Genomic DNA, 15538 nt, shown 5'->3' on the forward strand with positions numbered 1-15538 from the left:
CCGCAGCTCGTCGCCCCCGAGAACCCTGCGTGAGATCACCTTTCATTCGTTCCACGGCCGCCGTCTTCCTCGCCCGGATTGCAATCGCGGCGATCGTGCCGGTGTTGGGTTGTCAGCGCCGAGCTCCGGGATTCGGCGCCTTCCCTCCGCCCCAGGTCTCGATCATCACCGTGGCGCGCCGCCCGGTGCCGGAAGTCTTCGAGTTCCCCGGCGAAGTAGACCCCTACCGCCGCGTCGAGGTGCGCTCGCGCGTCGAAGGCGTGATCGAGCAGCGCCCGTTCACCGAAGGCGCCCTGGTCAAGCCCGGCCAGGTGCTCTACCGGCTGGACAAGGTTCGCTATGAGGCCGCATTTCGAAGCGCGCAGGCCCGGCTCGAGAACGCCCGCCAGACCCTCGAGCGCGTGGAGCCCCTGGTGGCGCAACACGCGGTCGCCCAGCAGGAGGTGGACAACGCCCGCGCCGAATTCGCCGCCGCCCAGGCCGCCTACGATCAGGCCAAGAACGATCTCGACGACACCGACGTCCGGGCGGAGATCGCGGGGCAGGTCGGGCGAACGCGCCTCGAGGTCGGCGCGCGCGTCACCGGACCGGCCGATCTGCTCACCACCATCGATCGACTCGATCCGGTCTACGTCACCTTCGAGCCTTCGTCGCAGCAGCTTCTCCAGTGGCGCGAGGTGCCGCGCTGGCGGTCGCTGATCGTGCCGGGGAGCGCGCTGAGGGTGCAGGTCGTGCTGCCCGACGGCACGGTGCTTCCGAGAATCGGCGTGCTCGACTTCGTCGCGCCCTCGCTCGACGCCACCACCGGCACGCAGGAGTTTCGCGCGGTGTTCGACAATCCCGACCATCTCCTGATGCCGGGTCAGTTCGTGCGCGTGCGACTGCTGGGCTTCACGCGGGAGGACGCGATCGCGGTGCCCGAGCGCGCGGTGCAGACCGGACTGGGCCGCCAGTTCGTCTACGTCGTCGGCAGGGGCGACACGGTGCAGACCCGCGATGTGAAGGCCGGCCCCTGGGCGGGCGATCAATGGGTGATCGACCTGGGCCTCGATCCGGGAGAGCGAGTGGTGGTAGACGGCATTCAGAAGATCGCGCCGGGCCGGCCCGTCAAGCCGGTGGCGCTCGGCGATAGCAGCTCGGCGCCGGCGCGACCCGGGGCGACCCGATGACGGTTCCCTCCGGGAGCGACTCGCAGGTCCGCTACTTCTTCATCCGCAGGCCGGTGCTCGCCGGCGTGATCTCGCTGATCATCACGCTGATGGGCGTGCTGGCGATCCGCCTGCTGCCGGTCTCGCGCTATCCCCAGATCACCCCGCCCGCGATTCAGGTGGTGGCGGTCTATCCGGGCGCCACCGCGCAGGACGTGGCCGAAGCGGTGGCCGCGCCGATCGAGGAGCAGCTCTCGGGGCTGCAGGGAATGCTCTACTACTCGTCGGCGAATTCGAGCGACGGCACCATGAGTCTCTCGATCTATTTCGACGTCAAGCGCGATCAGGATCTGGCGGCAGTCGACGTGCAGAACGCGGTCCAGCTCGCCTCTCCGCAGCTTCCGTCCGCGGTGCGCCAGAACGGCATCTCGATCGTCAAGGCCAATACCGACATCCTCGGCGTGGTCGGGCTCAGCTCCAGCGATCCACGCTACGACGCCGCCTATCTCACCAACTACATGAAGCTGTACATCGAGGACGAACTCAAGAACGTGCAGGGCATCGGCAACGCCACCACGTTCGGAGGGCTGCAGTTCTCGATGCTGATCCAGCTCGATCCCGACAAGATGGCGCAACTCGGGGTGACGGTGAGCGACGTGGCCGACGCGATCCGGGAACAGAACGCCACCAACCCCGCGGGCCGCCTCGGGCGCGAGCCGGCGCCTCCCGGCACCCAGCTCACCATCCCGGTCACGACCATGGGGCGACTGCAGACGCCGGACCAGTTCAACGACGTGGTGGTGCGCGCCGCGCCCAACGGTTCGCTGGTGCACGTGCGGGACGTCGGCCGCGCAGTGCTGGGATCCCAGAACTACGACTTCGAGGGCCGGCTCAACGGCCATCCGACCGCGCTCGCGCTGCTTTATCTGCGCCCCGGCGCCAACGCCCTGCGCACGCGCGAGGCGGTCGCCCGCCGCGTCGCCGAGCTGTCGAAGAACTTCCCCCCCGGCGTGACCGCCAGCATTCCGTTCGACACCACCCCCTTCGTCACCGCCTCGATTCAGGAGGTGGCGATCACTTTGCTCGAAGCGCTCCTGCTGGTGGCGCTGGTCGTGTTCGTGTTCCTGCAGAGCTGGCGCGCCACCTTGATCCCGATGCTGGCGGTGCCGGTCAGCGTGATCGGCACCTTCCTCGGGCTGAGCGCGCTCGGACTCTCGATCAACGTGCTGACCTTGTTCGCGCTGGTGCTGGCCATCGGCATCGTCGTGGACGACGCCATCGTGGTGATCGAGAACGTCGAGCGCATCATGGCCACCGAGGGGCTTTCGGCGCGTGAAGCGGCCGATCACGGGATTCAGCAGGTGGCGCCTGCGCTGGTGGCCATCGTGCTCTCCCTGGTGGCGGTCTTCGTACCGGTGGCCTTCACCGGCGGCGTCACCGGTGCGCTGTTCCGCCAGTTCGCCATCACCATCGCGATCTCGGTCGTGCTGTCGGGCATCGTCGCGCTGACGCTGACGCCGGCGCTGTGCGCTTTGCTGCTCAAGGAGGCGACCGAGCGGCACACCACCGGGGCGTTCGGTGCGTTCAATCGCCTCTTCGACCGGGGGCGCGACGTCTACGTCCACAACGTCGATCGCGTGCTGCGTCGGCCCCGTGCCGGGCTGGCCGCGTTCGCGGTGGTCATCGGGCTGACGCTGTTGCTGTTCCGCCTGGTGCCGTCGTCGTTCATTCCCACCGAGGACAAGGGCTACTTCGCGCTGGCGATCCAGCTTCCCGACGGCTCGTCGCTGCAGCGCACCCGGACGGTGGTCGAGCGCGTCGAGGGCTTTCTGCGGCAGGAATCCGCGGTGCGCAACATCGTCGCGCTGGTCGGGCTCGACATTCTGAGCCGCAGCAGCCAGACCAACAGCGCGGTGATCTTCGTGAACGTGGCGCCGTGGGAACAGCGAGGCCGGAAGGACGCTCTCGACGCGATTACCGCACGGCTCTCGGGCAAACTGTTCGGAATGAAGGACGCGATCGGCTTCGCGTTCAACCTGCCCGAGATCCCCGGCCTCGGCGCGACCGCCGGAGTCGAGGGCTATCTGCAGGATCGCAGCGGGAGGCCGGCGACCGAATTCGCGGGCGAGGTCCAGCAGTTCGTGCAGGCGGTGAATCAGCTGCCGGCGGTGGCCGGCGCCCAGGCCAACTTCCGAGCCAGCGTCCCACAGCTGTTCGTGAGCGTCGATCGCGAGGTCGCCAAGGCCCGCGGCGTCCAGCTCGGCGACCTGTTCGGCACCCTGCAGGCGCTGCTCTCCACGCTCTATATCAACGACTTCAACCTCTACGGGCGGACCTATCGCGTGCAGGCCGAGGCCCAGGCCCCGTTTCGCCAGTCCCCCGACGACATCGGCCGGCTGTACGTGCGGGGAGCGCACGGGGCGATGATTCCGCTCTCGGCCCTGACCCGGACCGAGTTCCGCGCGGCGCCGACCCTGATCACTCGCTTCAACGGCTTCACCTCGGCGCTGCTGACCGGGGCGCCCAGGCCCGGCCGCAGCACCGGCGAGGTGATGTCGGAGATCGACGACCTGGTGCGCGCGCGCTTCGCGTCCGAAGGGTTGACCTTCGCCTACTCGGGCCAGTCGTTCCAGGAGCGGGCCTCGAAGGGCGCGGCGGGCGCGGTGATGGCGATCGGCCTGGTGATCGTGTTCCTGGTGCTGGCGGCGCAGTACGAGAGCTGGTCGCTGCCGTTCGCGGTCCTGCTCGGCGTCCCGTTCGGCGTGCTCGGCGCCTACCTGGGGGTCTGGTTGCGCGGGCAGCCGAGCGACGTCTACGTCCAGGTCGGGCTGATCACGGTGGTGGGTCTGTCGGCCAAGAACGCGATCCTGATCGTCGAGTTCGCCAGTGCGCTGAGAGCGCAGGGCGTGCCGCTGCTGCAGGCGGCGTCGCGGGCCGCCCGCGACCGACTGCGCCCGATTCTCATGACCTCGCTGGCGTTCATCTTCGGTGTCTCACCCCTGCTGTTTGCGGGCGGGGCCGGAGCGGTGAGTCGTCATTCGATCGGCACCACGGTGTTCTTTGGCATGTTGGTGGCGACCGGCGTCGCGATCATCTTCATTCCCCTCTTCTTCGGCCTGATCCAGGGCGCGTCCGAGCGGCGCGGCCGGCGGGCGTCGCCTCCCGACAAGGACGCGCCGTGATCCGGCGTCTCGCCTGGCTGGCCGCGGTGGTCTGGATTGCGGGCTGTGCGATCGGACCGCGCTATCGGCCGGCGCCAGTGATCGCGCCGAATTCCCAGATCAGCGGCGCGTATCGCGACAGCTCGACGCGTTCGTTCTTCGATTCCCTCGAGGTCGCGCGCCGGAGCGACACGCTCGGCGTCGCCGGCCCGCCGCCGCAGCCGCCGCACATCCTCCACGCCGACTCGCTCACCGATCTGGCCTGGCTGGACGTGTTGCACGACTCGACGCTCTCGCGCCTGGTCGACCTCGCGCTGCGTCGGAACCGAGACCTGTCGGTGGCGCGCTCCCGGATCGCCGAGTACCGGGCGGGGGTGGGCGTGGCACGCGCGCCGCTGTTCCCGAACCTGTCGCTCAACGGCAGCGCATCCAAGAATCGTGTCGCCTTCGGAAGCGCCGGCACGCTCACCTATCCGGCCTACCGAACCACCGCCGATCTGTCCTGGGAACTCGACTTCTGGGGCCAGACGCGACGCGGCGTGCAGGCCGCGCAGGCCGAACTGGAGGCGCAGCGGGCCGCCGAGCGCGCGGTCGTGCTCTCCCTGGTCGCCGACGTGGCGACGGAATACCTGCAGCTGCTGGAGCTGGACCAGGAGCACGAGGTGGCGCAGCAGACGCTCGCCTCGCGCCAGGCCACGCTCGAGCTCGCGCGCCAGCGCTTCGGCCGGGGCCTGATCTCCGAGCTCGACATCCGGCAGTTCGAAGCGCAGGTCGCCGTCCCCGCGGCGCGGCTCGCTCAAGTGGAGCAGCTGCGCTCCGAGCGACAGCACGCGCTCGACGTCCTGCTCGGCCAGGGTCAGATCGAGATCCCGCGGACCGGCTCGCTGGCCACGGTCGCGCGCGCCGTGGTGGTGCCCGACTCGATCCCCTCGACACTGCTCGCGCGCCGCCCGGACGTCGCGGTCGCCGAGCGTCAGTACGCGGCGGCCACCGCGCGCATCGGCGAGGCGGACGCGGCTCGTCTGCCGGCGTTCTCGATCGTCGGTCTCTACGGAGCGCAGTCCACGACCACCGGGGATCTCTACACCGCACCCAGCCGCGTCTACGAGCTGCTCGGCGGCGTCTCGATTCCGATCTTCACCGGCGGGCGCCTCTCGAACGAGGCGCGTGCCGCGCGTGCCCAGGCCGAAGAAGCGCGCGCGCAATACGAGCAGAGCGTCCTGGTGGCGCTCGGCGAAGTGGGAGACGCGCTCACCGCGGTTCGCGCGGCCCGCGATCAGGCGGTGGCGCTCGAGACGCAGTCGGTCGCCCTGCGCCGAGCGCTCGACCTGGCCGAACTCCGTTACAGTCGCGGGCTCTCCAACTACCTGGAAGTGCTCGACGCGCAGCGCAGCCTGTTCGAGGCCGAGCTGGCATCGAGCCAGGCCGAGCTGCAGCAGCTCATCGCCACGGTCGAGCTCTACAAGGCGCTGGGAGGAAGCTGGCCTCAGCCGCCCGAGCGACGCTAGCGCGATTCGAACGTCCCGGTGACGCCGATTCGGACCAGCTTGCGCTCGGCGCTCGATCCGCCCGCGCTCAGGCGGCACAGATAGAGCCCGGGCGCCGCCCGCCGCCCGAGCTCGTCTCGTCCATCCCAGCTCGAGACGTGCGAGCCCGCGGCGAGTCGGCCGCGCTCGAGCGTCCGCACCCGCCGGCCGAGCGTGTCGAAGATCTCGAGGCGGATCTCCCCGGCGGCGGCAATCGCGAAGCGGATGGTGGCGAGATCCGTGAAGGGATTGGGCTCGATCCGGTCGAGCGCCAATCGAGCGCGCGGCGCGTCGGGCGAGACCGACGCAACTCCGCTCACCGAGACGCGCGCGATGGCGTAGGCGATGCCGCCGCTCGGCGTCTCGACCTGGAATCGAACCTGGGTGACGCTCCCGGCGTCGCCGTTCGCCGGCGTCCACGACAGGACATGCGAAGTGGCATCGAAGCTCATTCCCGGCCGCAGGAACCAGGCATGCCACTCGAGCGGATCGCCTTCCGGATCCCCGGCCGCGACCGGGATCGCAAGCGGCACTCCGGGACTCGCGATCACGTCCACGAACGGCGTGGCCGGAGCGATGCTCTGCCCGGCCACCGAGGTGACGACCGGCGGCAGGCTCATGTTGCGACGCGCCGCGAACACCTGATCCGTGCGGAGCGCGAGGCGTGTTCCATCGGGCGAGAGCCGCGGCGAGAGGACGGGGAACGGATCGACCAGCGAGAACGCCGCGAAGTTCCCGACCGCTTGCGCCGCGGGCAGTGCGAGACCGACGAGCGAGGCGTCGAGGGTGTGAACGCTCACGCCGAGCCCATCACCCACTCCGGCGAGCAGGGTCGCGCCGTCCGGCGAGAAGGCGGGAGTTGCGGCCAGCTGATCGCCCACCGCCGAGAGCACCGGCTCGGCGGTGCCACCGGCCGCCGGCACGCGCCACAGGCTCTGAGAGCTCCCGAGGATTCGCGCGAACACGATCCACTCGCCATCCGGCGACCACTGTGGATAGAAATCGTCTCCGCTCTCGTCGAAGGTGAGCTGCACCCGCTGGGTGGTGTCGCCGTTGGCGGGAGTCTTCCAGACCTGCCAGCGTTCGGGTCCGGACCACTTGCGGGTGAATGCGATCCACTCGCCGTTGGGCGAGAACGAGGGCGTGATGTCGCCGCGCTCGCGGGACGTACCGTCGTTGTGCTGGGAAACCAGCCGCAGCGAGGTGTCTGCGGCAATTCCCGGAACCCCTTTCGCCCAGATCGTGTTGTCGTTGCGGCTGAAGGCGATCTCGGTGCCGAGCGGCGACCAGGTTGGGTCGTAGTCGTGAATCCCGGTCGGCGGAAACGAGAACTGAGTCATGCCGTTGCCGTCCGCAGGATCGGACGGCATCAGGAACGCGACGCAATCGCCGAGCGGAGGAATGTGCACGGTGAAGGCGAGCCGCCGGCCGTCCGGAGACCACGAGACGCTGCTCTCGCCCAGCGTGTTCGGGGCCTCGTCCTCGCAGTCCTCGCAGAGATTCGTGCGGCGCACCAGCGTGCCGAACAGCGCGTTGTGATGGGAGTGAGAGGGATGGTTGGCGAACAGCGAGGCGTCGGCCGGCCCGACCGAGCCGTCGTAGTCGATGTCGCAGGGCGTGTCGGCGCCGGTCAGCGCACCGTCTCCGTCCGAATCGAGGCTGCGAATCTCGACGGTCGAACTCCCGAAGCTGACGCCATCGAGCCAGACCGTGAGTGCCAGAGTCCCGCAGCCCGAAAGGCTGGGCAGGGTGATTCGGGTGGCACCGCCCGTGTCGGTCGAGTCGTCGGCGTACGCGCGTCCGGGCTGGTCGTTGACGCGTGCATTGCCCGAGGCCGGGGACCAGCTCACCCACAGCGATTCCGGCGGTAGCCCGGCCACCGGGAGCACCGGCCCGCCGCTTTCGCGGGTCACCGTCGCCGCGATGCGGAGGCGCGACGGGTGGCCGGCGAGCACGCTGTCTCCCGCCGGACAGGCGGTGACCGAGTCGGAGAAGCTCCAGACCACGTGGTAGGCGGCTCGACACGGCCGCACCGCCGCGGGGCAAGCGAGTGCGGCGAGGAGCAGCGCGAAAGGCAAGTGCCGAATCACCGCGCTCGCCTCCGCGGGCGCGTGGAAGGGCGGCGCGACGACGACTTCGGCCGGCCCTCCTCTCCCGAAGCCGGCCGCCCGAGATCGATGCCCTGTTCGCGCGCCTCGCGCATCATCCGATCGCCGATGGCGCGCGCTTCGCGCTGCCCCCGCTGGGTCTGCTCGAGTCCCACGTAGCGCAGGAACATCCCGATCAGCTCATCGCGCAACCCCTCATCGCTCACGCGCACCAGGCGCAGCACCTCGCCCTCAGAAAGCACCATGATCTGAAGCAACGAGGTGAGGGTGACGAGCCCGAGGCGCAGCGCCACCTCCGGCTTCGGATGCCGGTAGTCCTGCCGGCGCGCCAGCATCACATCCGAGACGCGGTCCATCATCTCGAGGTTGAAGAGTTCGAAGCGGGCGCGGAAGCCCTCGTCGGGATGCGAGCGTGTGTAGAGGATCAACGCGCGCAGCAGGTCGCCGTGGTGGCGATAGCTGTTGACGATGCTGGCGACGAACAGCCGCGCGATGACCTCCGGCGCGACATCCGTCCAGCGCTCGGGCTGGAGGGAACGCATGTTGAGCGCCCGGGCACGCACGAAGAACCGTTCGGCCACCGCCCGCATCACCGCGTCCTTGTCGGGGAAGCGGCGGTAGACCGAGCCCACCGCCACGCCGGCTCGGCGCGCGATCGCCGGCACGGTGGCGGACTCCAGCCCGCCCTCCCTGAGTAGCGCCTCGGCCGCCTCGACCAGCAGATCCTGGGTTCGCTGGCTGCGCGCCTGGCGGGCCGGATGCGCGAGCGCCGGAGCCTCCGGCGCCTGAACCCCGTTGCCACGGGCCATCAGTCCTCCTCCGCGGGCGTCCACGCCCGCCTTCAGGAACGGCTCAAGAATACTCTTGCGCGGCCGATGATGCGAATGTATATTCGCATTCGCATTTGAGGCCGGCACGGAACCCCGCGCCGGCCCGGCACCTTCCCGCGGAGGCCCGGCCATGACCTACGACGAGATCGCGATCGAGACGCTTCGCCTGCGAAAAGTGTACACGGCTCCGGCCACCGCCGGCCCCCACGGGCCGCGTGCGAAGTCCGCCAGCTCCACTCCCGCGGCGCGGGGCGGCGCACCCAGCAGCATGCCATCCGGAGTGGTCGCGCTCCAGGGCCTCGACCTGGAAATCCGCCGCGGCGAGCTGTTCGGGTTGCTGGGTCCCAACGGGGCCGGCAAGACCACGACGGTCTCACTGCTGACCACACGCCTGCTGCCCAGCGCCGGCGCCGCTCGCGTCGCCGGCTTCGACCTGGTGAAGGAGGCAGTGCGGGTTCGCCGGCACATCGGGGTGGCGCCTCAACGACCCAATCCCGACATTTCGCTCAACGTGCGCGAGAACCTGGTGTTCCACGCCGCCTACTTCGGAATCCCGCAAGCCGAGGCGGAGCGCCGCGCCGACCCGCTTCTCCAGCGCATGTCGCTCGGCGATCGCGCCGCCGCCAAGCCCCAGCAGCTCTCGGGCGGACAGCAGCAGCGGCTGATGATCGCGCGCGCCCTGATCCACGACCCCGCGATCCTGTTCCTGGACGAACCCACCATGGGCCTCGATCCCGCGGCGCGGCTGCTCACCTGGGAGCTGATGCAGGAGCTCCGCGCCGCGGGGCACACCATCGTGCTCACCACCCACAACATGGAGGAGGCCGACCGGCTCTGTGACCGCATCGCGATTCTCGATCGGGGGGAGCTGATTGCGCTCGGTACACCCGCCGAACTCAAGAGCCGGGCGCCGGGCGGCACGCTGGTCGAGCTGCAGCTCGCGGCCACGGCCGCGGCCGTGGCGCCGATCGCGCGCGCGCTCCCCGGCATCGAGCGCGTCGAAGCCGCGAACGGCACGCTGCGGGCGTACGCCTCTCGCGGCGCCGAAGCGGCCGCCGATCTGCTGCGCTCGGCCGAGCAGGCCGGACATCGCGTCACCGGATTGAGCATCGCTCCCCCCAGCCTCGAAACGCTGTTCGTCTCTCTCACCGGCAGGAGGTTCGAATGACCGCATCCAGCACGACCATCGCGTTCGATCGCCCCACTCCCCCGGCGCTGCGGGTGTTCGGCGCACTGCTCGGCCGCGACCTCACCGTGGCGCGACGCAATTTCGTCGGCGTGCTCATCAGCACCGCGCTCCAGCCGTTCATGCTCACCGTTGTGTTCGGGGTCCTTCTGCCCAGCATGGGATTCGTGGGCGACGCCTACAAGGCCGCGCTGCTGCCCGGCGTGATCGCGGTCACGCTCATGCTGTCGAGCCTCCAGGCGGTGGCGCTCCCGATGGTGATCGAGTTCGGCCATACCCACCAGATGGAGGATCGGTTGCTGGCGCCGGTGGGCACGGCGACACTGGTCGCGGAAAAGATCTTCGCGGGAACCCTGCAGGCCACGATCGCCGCCCTGTTGGTGCTGCCCATCGCCCGCCTCACGATGGGTCCGGTGCCGGGGCTCGCGCTCGGCAATCTCGGCCCGATCGTACTGTTCACGGTGCTCGGCGCCCTGCTGTTCTCGACCATGGGCATGGTGCTCGGCACGGCGGTTCCGCCGCAGCAGGTGAATCTGCTGTTCAGCGCGCTCCTCACCCCGTTGATCTCGTTCGGCTGCGCCTACTATCCGTGGGCGGGGCTCACCCGGATTCCGGCGCTCCAGATCGCGGTGCTGGTGAACCCGCTGGTCTACGTGGCCGAAGGCCTGCGAGGAGCGCTCACGCCCACCACGCCGCACATGCCGGCGCCCGCGACCCTGGCGGCGCTGATCGCGATGAGCGCCACGCTGTGGTGGGTCGGGCAGCGCACCTTCGAGCGGCGGGCCATCAAGTAGGCAACGCCCCCGCGCCGTCCCCACGGCGCGGGCCGCACCATTCCTGGTCGGGCTTGACCGGGTCGCTCGCGACGCCTCATTCTTGAGTCGGAACATTCGGCGCCGCGCGACTGTGCTTCCCTCCCCCGAGGACGAACGAATTGCCCCGACCCCGCACCTCGCGGTTCCTCCTCGCACTGCTCCTACTCGGGTTAACCGGCTGCACCAAGAAGGTCTCCAGTCCCGCGATCGCCAATCAGCGCCCGGTGGTCCGGCTCACCAACGCTCCGGCCTCGGCGACCGGCCGCTACTCCTATTCCTATGATTTTCGCTGGGTTGGTTACGATCCCGACGGCGAGATCGATCACTTTGTCTACGCGATCGACCCGAGTTCACCCTCACCGGCCCAGCCACAGCCCGATACCGCCTGGGTGAGCACCACCGCGAACGGCGGCGCCTTCACGTTCACTGCCACGGACCCCGATTCGGTGGCGACCGGGCAGGCGCCGACTTCCTCTCGGTACCACGTGTTCGCCATCAAGGCGGTGGACAACAAGGGGCTGGAGTCGGCCCCCGCGATCAGCGCGTTCAACGCACAAACGCTGTCGCCGACGGCGAGCATCACGTCGCCGGCGCCGAGCAGTCGAAATCGCCAATATGTCCCGCCCTCGCTCACCATCTCGTGGACCGGGAACGACCCGGACGGCGTCGCCAGCCATTCGCCGGTCTACTACCGCACCAAGCTCCTCACCTCGAACACCGAGGTGCCGACCTCGGTCGCGGTGCAGTTCCCGGACAGCGTGCTCAGGTACTACCAGCCGCGGGGCTGGGCGGGCTGGGACTCGGTCGGGCCCCGCGTGACCAGCCATCAGTACCTGAATCTGGTCCCGCTCGCGGAGTACGCGTTCTGCGTGGTGGCGTTCGACGAAGCCGGAGCCTACACGCCCTACTTCTCGATGGATTCCAACATGCTCTACTTCCGCGCGATCTACGCCGCGGTCGGCGGGCCGCTGATCACGATGTTCAACGACTTCTTCAGCTACACCTACCAGCAGTCGGTGTGGAATCCGATCGATCCACGTTACGAGTTCCCTCTCGAGATCCCGGCCAATGTCCCGATCACCTTCAACTGGAGTGCAGCACCCTACCCGGGGGCGCCCATCACCGGCTACCGCTGGGTCCTGGATCCAGTCGACATCTTCGACTATTCGGCACGCGCCGACGAGCGCACCGACACCTCGCACTGGAGCGCGCTCGCTCTCGGCAACCAGCAGGCCACGGTCGGACCGTTCAGCGGCTCGGCCGAACATCATTTCTACATCGAGGCCTCCGATCTCAATGGCCTGAAATCCCTGGGCCACATCCACTTTCGTGTGATTCCGGCGGCGTTCACGCGCGATCTGCTGGTCATCGAGGACACGCGCTTCCTGCTCGACCGGGCCACCGTCGGTGCGGCCACCTGCATCAATCAGCCGCTCGGACGCTGGCCGACCGCCGCCGAGCTCGACACGTTCCTGTTTGCACGTGGCGGCGTGCCGATCCGCTGCTATCCGGCGGGCTCGGTGAGCCGCCCCGGCCTGCTGGCCGGCTACGACTTCGACACGCTCGGCACGCGGCTCGGCCGCGTCGACAACGCCCCGGATCTCTCCAGGCTGGCCGGGTACCGGCATGTGCTGTGGCTGACCGATGGCGCGGCCGCGAACCTGAACAACAGCGCCAACGACCTGGTGAGCGGGATGACCGCGATGCGCTACATGAACCAGCTCGGCGCGTTCAACCCGCTGTCGGCCTACATTCGCATGGGCGGCGAGGTCTGGCTGGCGGGCGGAGGTTCGATCGCCGCGTCGCTGCTGGGGCGCGGCGGGACCAGCCTGGTCCCGGGGAAATTCGCCTACGACTTCGCGCACTGGCGCAGCACCATGAAGGGGCTGACCGGCAGCCTCCAGCTCAATCTCGCGCTCGGGCGGCTGTCGGGCGATCCCGGGCCCTACGCCGCGCTTCCCCCCCAGCTCAACTTCAAGTCCCTGGCGGCGGGCGACTCGATGCCGGCATGGCGCACCAGCTCCGGCGATTTCTACTCGAACACCGCGACCTTCGAGGCGATCACGTCACCGGATCTCATTCGCGAGGACTTCGATCCCACGCTGCTCGGCCAGGACATCCAGTCCACTCTCGACACCCTCTACAAGGGCGCCGGCGCCACCGTGCCGCCGAGCAACGCGATGATGACGGTGTATCACGGCCAGGACAACGCGCGAGTGATCGTCAGCGGCTTCGATCTGTGGAACTTCCAGAAGGCCGAACTGCGCCAGCTGGTGGACACGATTTTCCAGGGACTGTGGGGCATCAGCCCGCGGCCGGCGGCAATCGGCGCGCCGCCGGCGTGGCGGCCGGCCTCTCAGCGTCCTGCGCCGCAGCAGCCGGCGGTCGCGCTCCCAAGGGCGCCGGCAGCGCCGGCGGGCTCGAGCGTCTCGCGCCGTTAGTCGCCGGCGTCGCGGCGCTTCTCGGCCGCGCGCAGCTCGTCGCCCGCCTTCCGCTTGCGCGCGAAGAAGGCGCGCAGCAGGCCGCCGCACTCGTCCTCGAGCACGCCGGCGATCACCGGCAGGCGGTGATTGAGCCGCGGCTCGTGGATCACGTCGAGCACCGAGCCGCAGGCGCCCGCCTTGGGGTCGGCGGCGCCGTACACCAGCCGGCCGAGGCGCGCGAGGATGATGGCGCCCGCGCACATTGCGCACGGCTCGAGCGTGACGTAAAGCGTGCACTCGTTCAGTCGCCAGGTGCCGAGCGCGTTGGAGGCCGCGCCGATCGCGACGATCTCGGCGTGGGCGGTGGCGTCCTGCAGCGCCTCGGTCTGGTTGCGGCCGCGCCCGACGATCAGACCGTCGTGGACGACGACGCAGCCCACCGGCACCTCGTCGGCGTCGGCCGCCGCGATCGCCTCGCGCAGCGCCGCGCGCATGCCGCCTTCGTCGTCGGCGATCAGCACCGCGTCAATGCTTCGTCGAGTCGGCGGGCGCCGGCGCGCCGCCCGCGAAAGAAGAACGCGGCGGGAAGCTGGGCCGCCAGCGCAGGAACAGCGGGTCCAACACCTCGGGCCAGTCGGGAGCGTTGTTCCGCTTCGAATTGGGCGTATTCCCCAACTGCGTGTTCATGATGTTGCTGCCCGAGGTGGGCAACGCCGTCATGTAGGGCCCTTCGAGCGTGTTCTCACCCGACGCGCGCCAGATCACGCGTCCCAGCGAGTCCAGCAGCATTGCGTGCACGTAGACGGTGGTGCTGGGCTTGCCCGATTCGTCGGCCTGGATCGAAACCTGTTCGGCGCGGTCGAGGCGCACCGTGATCAGACCGTTCACGCGCAGCAGCGCGCACAGGCCGGGCGTGGCGGCCGAGTCGATGCGTCCGTTCTCGAGAATGCTGCGCTTGAGCGCCGGGAACAGCGAATCGCCCTGGACGCGGCGCAGCATGTCGCGCGTGGTCGGCCCGGTGATCCAGCGGAAGCCGGCGTCGCGGATCGATTTCATCAGTTCGCCCTCGGCATGCCGCTCGGCGTCGCCGACGCCGTCGTAGCTCACCGCCGGCAGCATGGCGACGCTTTCGAGCCGCAGGGCGCCGAGGTTCGGTCGGGTCCACAGCTCGTCGACCGGATGAGCCTGGCGCGCGGCGCTCGCCGGCGAGACGCACGCGGCGAAGGAGAGCAAGAGCAGGGTGGAGAAACGTTTCATGGCGGGAGTCCTCCGATTCCCGATCAATCGAACAGATGGAATCGCGTCCCGAGCGTGAACACCATCTCGTCCCGGCCCGCGGTCGTGTACTTGATCTCGGCGAACGGCTTGAGCCTGCGGATGCTGGCTTTGGCGCCGACCAGCAGATTGATGCCGCTGTCCCAGGACGATTCGCCGTGATCGGGATTGTGGTCGTAGCTCGTGAATCCGCCTCCAGCATAGAGCGCGACCAGCGGCAGCGCGAGCACCGGCACGTGGCCGTCGATCGTGACCGCCCAATCCTTGCTGTCGTCCACGAACACGTGTTCGACCATCGGCACCACGTCGAAGCTGGCGATTCCAATCGCGGCGCCAACACCGATCGAGCCGGTTCCGGAGGTGGCCCGCCAGCTGGTGAATGCGATCGGCTCGATGACGCTGATGGCGTGCGCGGGCCGCGGGGCGGCGAGCGCGAGTGCGAACAGCAGAGCGCAGCGGAACCAGCGGCGAATCGACATGGCGGGTCTCCTCTCTGGGGACAGGAGTCACTCGCGGCCAGGATCGATCAACGTTGCCAGCCTGGGCAGTCTACAGGAGTCCCGCCGGGCTCGCGGAAGGTGTAGGATCGAAGACTCGCGATGGGCCCGGAGCCGAGGAGCCATGCGAACCAGGAAGTACCTGATCGCCGCCGTCGTCCTCATGCTGCTTTTCGGTCTCTCCTCATGCGGCCAGGACAATCCGGTCCAGCCCCCTCCGAACCGCAGTCCAGTCATTTCTTCGCTCGTTGCCTTTCCGAGAGTGATCGGCCCGGGTGATTCCACAATCTTCATTGCCTCAGCGACCGATCCCGATGGCGATCCACTTGTATACGACTGGGTGACGGATTCCCGTTTGATCATAAAGGGCAATTTGCCGTCACATCACGAATTGTACAATTCCCCCAGCAACCTGCAGATCTTCTATTACGGCGATGTTGGGACCTACGACTCAGCGTGGGTGGAGTGCGACGCACTAGACGGCAAGGGAGGCGTGGCGGTCAAACAGGCCTGGATCCACACGGCCCCGTAACCGACTGGGTTCGACAGACGAGGAGCTGGCCGTGAAT

At 69.0% G+C, this 15538-nt stretch carries 12 protein-coding genes; 7 read left to right on the forward strand and 5 right to left on the reverse strand.

Annotated features, from left to right (window positions below):
• The first annotated feature begins 101 nt into the window (after positions 1–101).
• From VMJ70_14560 to VMJ70_14570, 3 genes are read left to right on the forward strand one after another with little or no spacing between them, the layout of a single operon-like run.
• Positions 102–1169: an efflux RND transporter periplasmic adaptor subunit gene (locus VMJ70_14560; protein ID HTO92350.1), complete on the forward strand. Its 1068-nt coding sequence runs from the start codon at positions 102–104 to the stop codon at positions 1167–1169.
• Complete coding sequence (locus VMJ70_14565) at positions 1166–4330, forward strand: multidrug efflux RND transporter permease subunit (GenBank protein HTO92351.1); 3165 nt, start codon at positions 1166–1168, stop codon at positions 4328–4330. Before VMJ70_14560 ends, VMJ70_14565 begins: the two co-directional genes overlap by 4 nt.
• Positions 4327–5817, forward strand: a complete 1491-nt coding sequence (locus VMJ70_14570; protein HTO92352.1) for an efflux transporter outer membrane subunit — start codon at positions 4327–4329, stop codon at positions 5815–5817. Before VMJ70_14565 ends, VMJ70_14570 begins: the two co-directional genes overlap by 4 nt.
• Here the strand turns inward: VMJ70_14570 and VMJ70_14575 are convergent.
• Both VMJ70_14575 and VMJ70_14580 read right to left on the reverse strand, forming a co-directional pair.
• On the reverse strand, positions 5814–7925 hold the full coding sequence (locus tag VMJ70_14575; protein HTO92353.1) for a FlgD immunoglobulin-like domain containing protein: 2112 nt from the start codon (positions 7923–7925) through the stop codon (positions 5814–5816). The two genes, VMJ70_14570 and VMJ70_14575, sit on opposite strands and share 4 nt — an antisense overlap.
• A complete protein-coding gene (locus VMJ70_14580; GenBank protein HTO92354.1) occupies positions 7922–8752 on the reverse strand; it encodes a helix-turn-helix domain-containing protein in 831 nt (276 codons plus the stop codon). Before VMJ70_14580 ends, VMJ70_14575 begins: the two co-directional genes overlap by 4 nt.
• A 151-nt stretch (positions 8753–8903) precedes the next feature.
• Here VMJ70_14580 and VMJ70_14585 point away from each other — a divergent pair, with 151 nt between their 5' ends.
• The 3 genes from VMJ70_14585 to VMJ70_14595 all read left to right on the forward strand — a co-directional run bounded on the left by VMJ70_14585 (position 8904) and on the right by VMJ70_14595 (position 13215).
• Positions 8904–9941, forward strand: coding sequence for an ATP-binding cassette domain-containing protein (locus VMJ70_14585; GenBank protein ID HTO92355.1), 1038 nt, complete (start codon positions 8904–8906; stop codon positions 9939–9941).
• Positions 9938–10753, forward strand: a complete 816-nt coding sequence (locus VMJ70_14590; GenBank protein HTO92356.1) for an ABC transporter permease — start codon at positions 9938–9940, stop codon at positions 10751–10753. Before VMJ70_14585 ends, VMJ70_14590 begins: the two co-directional genes overlap by 4 nt.
• A gap of 140 nt (positions 10754–10893) precedes the next feature.
• Positions 10894–13215 (forward strand): hypothetical protein, encoded by a 2322-nt coding sequence (locus VMJ70_14595; GenBank protein ID HTO92357.1) that lies wholly within the window; start codon positions 10894–10896, stop codon positions 13213–13215.
• On the opposite strand, the gene tadA is transcribed toward VMJ70_14595, so the two are convergent.
• The 3 genes from tadA to VMJ70_14610 are packed head-to-tail and all read right to left on the reverse strand — an operon-like array spanning position 13212 to position 14951.
• Positions 13212–13718: a tRNA adenosine(34) deaminase TadA gene (gene tadA / locus VMJ70_14600; protein HTO92358.1), complete on the reverse strand. Its 507-nt coding sequence runs from the start codon at positions 13716–13718 to the stop codon at positions 13212–13214. The two genes, VMJ70_14595 and tadA, sit on opposite strands and share 4 nt — an antisense overlap.
• 4 nt (positions 13719–13722) lie before the next feature.
• Positions 13723–14454, reverse strand: coding sequence for a hypothetical protein (locus VMJ70_14605; protein HTO92359.1), 732 nt, complete (start codon positions 14452–14454; stop codon positions 13723–13725).
• Positions 14455–14477: 23 nt separating this feature from the next.
• Positions 14478–14951 carry a hypothetical protein gene (locus tag VMJ70_14610; GenBank protein ID HTO92360.1) on the reverse strand — a complete coding sequence of 158 codons (474 nt, stop codon included), beginning with the start codon at positions 14949–14951 and terminating at the stop codon, positions 14478–14480.
• Positions 14952–15093: 142 nt separating this feature from the next.
• Between VMJ70_14610 and VMJ70_14615 the strand changes: the two genes are divergently transcribed.
• Complete coding sequence (locus tag VMJ70_14615; protein ID HTO92361.1) at positions 15094–15501, forward strand: hypothetical protein; 408 nt, start codon at positions 15094–15096, stop codon at positions 15499–15501.
• Positions 15502–15538: the final 37 nt, after the last annotated feature.

It is taken from the genome of Candidatus Sulfotelmatobacter sp. (genome assembly GCA_035498555.1).
In the GTDB taxonomy this organism is placed as follows: Bacteria; Eisenbacteria; RBG-16-71-46; order RBG-16-71-46; family RBG-16-71-46; genus DATKAB01.

Bases quoted from the DNA above. Each gene is read 5' to 3' on its own strand.
- VMJ70_14565 (HTO92351.1), top strand. From the start codon at position 1,166: ATGACGGTTCCCTCCGGGAGCGACTCGCAGGTCCGCTACTTCTTCATC.
- VMJ70_14580 (HTO92354.1), bottom strand. From the start codon at position 8,752: ATGGCCCGTGGCAACGGGGTTCAGGCGCCGGAGGCTCCGGCGCTCGCG.
- VMJ70_14585 (HTO92355.1), top strand. From the start codon at position 8,904: ATGACCTACGACGAGATCGCGATCGAGACGCTTCGCCTGCGAAAAGTG.
- VMJ70_14590 (HTO92356.1), top strand. From the start codon at position 9,938: ATGACCGCATCCAGCACGACCATCGCGTTCGATCGCCCCACTCCCCCG.
- VMJ70_14605 (HTO92359.1), bottom strand. From the start codon at position 14,454: ATGAAACGTTTCTCCACCCTGCTCTTGCTCTCCTTCGCCGCGTGCGTC.
- VMJ70_14610 (HTO92360.1), bottom strand. From the start codon at position 14,951: ATGTCGATTCGCCGCTGGTTCCGCTGCGCTCTGCTGTTCGCACTCGCG.
- VMJ70_14615 (HTO92361.1), top strand. From the start codon at position 15,094: ATGCGAACCAGGAAGTACCTGATCGCCGCCGTCGTCCTCATGCTGCTT.